A 3,449-nucleotide genomic window follows, 5' to 3' on the forward strand; every position below is an offset into this window, starting at 1 on the left:
CCCAGAAGACGGACCTGCGGACCGCCCCCGCCCAGCGGATCGCGAGCGAGGAGACGCGCACCGTCCTGCGGTCCTGACCGGTCGACGGAACGGCCGAAGCCCGGCAGCCGCCAGTCCTTCACCGCTGGCCGACACAGATCGGCAAGAAGGGCGCGGTGCGCCACGGGCTCTGCTGCGGCCACGCGCCGTCCCACGCCGCAGCCTCGGATGTACTGCCGGACCGACGCCGGAGCTCCTCAAAAGTCGTGGGATCCGCAGCAGCTATTTATTGAATGAATGAGCGTGAGTGAATAGATTGCAGTCAGTGAGCAAGTCCGCTCACCCATTCACCCAGCCCCAGAGGAGACCTCATGGCCACCAAGGAAACCACCCAGCCTACGTCCGCTGCCGCGACCTACTCCCTGGCCCTCGAAACCGCTGGCCTCCTCCGCGATGCAATCGACAGGCGCTACGACCGATCCGCCTCCGGCTACGCCGCAGCTCTCACCAGCCTCTGCGCCCTGCACCAGCTCCAGCAGGCCAAGGAGTGCGCCAACTGCCAGGGCAGCGGGATCGTCAACGGCAACTCCTGCCCCAACATCGTCGCTCACCCCGCAGCCTGACCATGGCCCACGGGCCCGTTGGGAATCCCCACCGGGCCCATCCAGGGGCAGGTCGCGGCCGGTGCGCTCGCCCCTCCCCCTCCGATAACCACGCGTGAACAGGGCTTTGATGACGACCGCCCAGATGCTTCTACTGACCGCTGCGCTCCTCGGCCTGTCCCTCGTGACCTTCGCCGTGTGGGGTCCCAAGTCCGCCCACCGCTGGCTCATTGCCATCTCGGCTGGCTTCACCCTCGTAGGCCTCGCCGACCTGGCATGCGGACGGAATTCCGCGCTCGAACTGATTGGCGCCTGTCTGTGGTTCCTGCTCGCCGTAGGCACCTGTGACCGTCCTCAGGTCACGGCGAACAGGCAAAGCAATCCACCGACCAAACAGAAGTAGTCCCCCTCCCGCCGCCGGCCAGCACACCCCAGCCGTCTGCGGGCCCGCTCCGTGCACGAAGTGATCCGACCGGGCCTCCTGGTTCAACTGACCCAACCAGTTCGCCGCCGGTCCCCATCCCTACGCCTAGGACAGCCCGTGAATCTCCTCGCGACCCACACCCACACCCCGGCGGGCACCAGCCTCCGCATCTGTACGTGCGCCCGCGCTGCATGCGGAGCAGCTGAGGCCGTTCCCGGCACCCGCCCCACTCACTGCACCGCCCACGGCTCCATCGCCGTCCAGCATCACCGTGCCATCAACTGCCCTGCGCTGCCCGTCGATGCCGACCTCTCCAAGCTGTGGCTGATCGCGCCCACTTGGACTGCCAGCGGCCCCATCGCTGGGGACCCGCAGCCGTTCACCCGCGCCGCCCTGGACGATCTGCGCCGCGTCCACGCCCTCTGGGACCTGGCCCTCGGTGACACCGCCGACCAGGCCGTGAATGCCTGGAGGATGCAAGTCTCCGGCTGATCTGGTTGCCGCAGTCCCCTGGCTTAGCCAGAAGATCCGGCTGAGCCAGGGGGCTGTATCCCATCCCATGGAAGGAACCGACGTGCTCGTACAGCAGTCCCCCCAGCGTCCTATCGATCCCGACCTCCTGGAAGCGGTACTGATCGACCAGATCGGACGGCATGCCACCGCAGAGGTTATGAGCGCCCTCGACGCCGCAGAGCAGGCGCGCAAGGGCCGACGGCGAACTGTCGGCGTGGACCACCCGGAGAACAGCGAAAAGCGATGCCCCTCGTGCCAGTGCAGCGAAAACGAGTTTGACCCCGACTGCAACTGCCCGAACCATCCCTCTTGCCCCGCCGCCTGCGGCCGGCCCTGATGACCCTTCCACCCGCCCATCCAATCTATTGAATGAGCTATATCAGAAACATAGATTGCAGTTATATCGCTGCTTCGTCGACCCCGGATTCGAATGCGCAATCCATAGCAGCCACCCCAGAAGGGACTCACCCACATGCAGCCCAACGCTGACCTTGCCCGACAAGTCCGCGACCACATCTTGAACCACCCTGTCAACTACGAAACCGGCGCCGCGATGAACGGCCCCCACGCTCAACTCGCCCCCGGAGAGATGCCCGAAAGCGACCCGGCTGCGGGAATCACTCGGCTCGGCGTAGCAGGATGGGCGGCCTTCCTCGGTGGCCGCACCCTCCTGAACAATCGGTGGGGCGACTACGCGCAGGTCAGCCAGGCTTCCGTGCTGGCTGAAGACGACCAAGGCGACATCATCGACGCCTACTCAGCCGCCGCCAGCGCGCTCAATCTCGACCACGCACAGGCAAACGCTCTCTTCCGACCCGACCTGTCCACCTACGTCGTACTCGACGCTCTCCACCAGCTCGCCCACGGAGAGCCTCGCATCGACTGGAACGCGGTCCTGGATTGGGACGCGGACCGCGACCCGATCCTCGCTCAACTCATCACCGGAAGCGCCTGGACCCACGACCAACTCATGCGCCCCGTACACCATGACGAGGAGATGGGCGGCCACCCTGCCGAGAACACACGCGACGAGCTCACGGCAGGTGCGCTCATACGTGTCACCTACACGGCCCGCGTCAAGAGCAACTACGGCGGCACTATCACGCTGGACAACGGCACCGAGCTGCCGGAACACGACGCCCTGAGCGACCTCACAGTGCTGACCCCAGGCTGGCAGCACGGGGATCTTGCGACCTACGAGGGCAGCACCCTCTTCCGCACGAGGACCCGCGACGGGCACGACATCTGGGTGAACGGCCAGCAGCACCCCATCTGGGACGACCGCATAGATCCTGCCAAGGTCACACTCATCCCCGTGTCCGCCGGATAACTCAAGGTCCGGCCACGACTGCTCAAGGCTGGGCTAGGCCAACTCGCCCTCGGTGCCGCCCAGTCGGGCGGCACCGAGGGGACGCATCACCCCACCCGTGCCGAACCTCGGCACCCGAGCCAGCGCGCGATCTTGTCATTGCGAAGACCACGCAGCGCCGCGCCGAGCTGTCCGACCCGTCCTGCAGGCGCCAACCGAGCGCGGACAGGGCACCGCCCTCCAACCCCGACCCATTCCGCAGCACCGAACATCACATGATGGAGAAGACCGTGACCAACACTGCCGATGACGCCCGCTGGGCGGCCGTGGCCGCTGCGCGCGAGGCCCTACTCCGCGCGCACGTCGCCCTCGTCCGGAGCTCCTTCCCCGGCCTGCTCTACCGGCGGGACCGGCCCGTGCACGAAGAAGAGACCTACGTCCTGCTTCGCTACACGCGGCCCGGCACACCCGCCGCCAACGCCAACCGCCAGGACGAAGTCACGTTCCGCCTCTACACCCAGGCCGGCGACTTCCGGGTCGACGTCGACGTGGATGGCCTGGCGACCACGCCACGACGGTTGGCGGAGCTGACACTCCACCGCCCCTTCAGGATCAAAACCCC

7 protein-coding genes are annotated in these 3,449 nt (G+C 66.8%); 6 read left to right on the forward strand and 1 reads right to left on the reverse strand.

What is annotated here, in order from left to right; all coding sequences use genetic code 11:
- Positions 1-182: hypothetical protein (locus VN520_RS34810; RefSeq protein WP_325750947.1), on the reverse strand; the 182-nt coding region annotated here is incomplete at its 3' end.
- Positions 183-350: 168 nt separating this feature from the next.
- On the opposite strand from VN520_RS34810, the gene VN520_RS34815 reads away from it, so the two are divergent.
- From VN520_RS34815 to VN520_RS34840, 6 genes are all read left to right on the forward strand, one after another.
- Positions 351-602: a hypothetical protein gene (locus VN520_RS34815; protein ID WP_325750948.1), complete on the forward strand. Its 252-nt coding sequence runs from the start codon at positions 351-353 to the stop codon at positions 600-602.
- A 94-nt stretch (positions 603-696) separates the two neighbouring features.
- Positions 697-984: a hypothetical protein gene (locus VN520_RS34820; protein ID WP_325750949.1), complete on the forward strand. Its 288-nt coding sequence runs from the start codon at positions 697-699 to the stop codon at positions 982-984.
- Between the two features lie 138 nt (positions 985-1,122).
- Positions 1,123-1,497, forward strand: coding sequence for a hypothetical protein (locus VN520_RS34825; protein WP_325750950.1), 375 nt, complete (start codon positions 1,123-1,125; stop codon positions 1,495-1,497).
- Positions 1,498-1,579: 82 nt separating this feature from the next.
- Positions 1,580-1,855, forward strand: coding sequence for a hypothetical protein (locus VN520_RS34830; protein WP_325750951.1), 276 nt, complete (start codon positions 1,580-1,582; stop codon positions 1,853-1,855).
- 135 nt (positions 1,856-1,990) lie between these two features.
- Positions 1,991-2,848, forward strand: coding sequence for a hypothetical protein (locus tag VN520_RS34835; protein WP_325750952.1), 858 nt, complete (start codon positions 1,991-1,993; stop codon positions 2,846-2,848).
- 269 nt (positions 2,849-3,117) lie between these two features.
- Positions 3,118-3,449 (forward strand): hypothetical protein (locus VN520_RS34840; RefSeq protein WP_325750953.1); only part of this gene is annotated, 332 nt, incomplete at its 3' end.

The organism is Streptomyces sp., assembly GCF_035563135.1.
GTDB lineage: Bacteria > Actinomycetota > Actinomycetes > Streptomycetales > Streptomycetaceae > Streptomyces.

What these genes read in the sequence shown, in the direction of transcription:
- VN520_RS34815 (WP_325750948.1), top strand. Translation starts at nt 351, where the DNA reads ATGGCCACCAAGGAAACCACCCAGCCTACGTCCGCTGCCGCGACCTAC.
- VN520_RS34835 (WP_325750952.1), top strand. Translation starts at nt 1,991, where the DNA reads ATGCAGCCCAACGCTGACCTTGCCCGACAAGTCCGCGACCACATCTTG.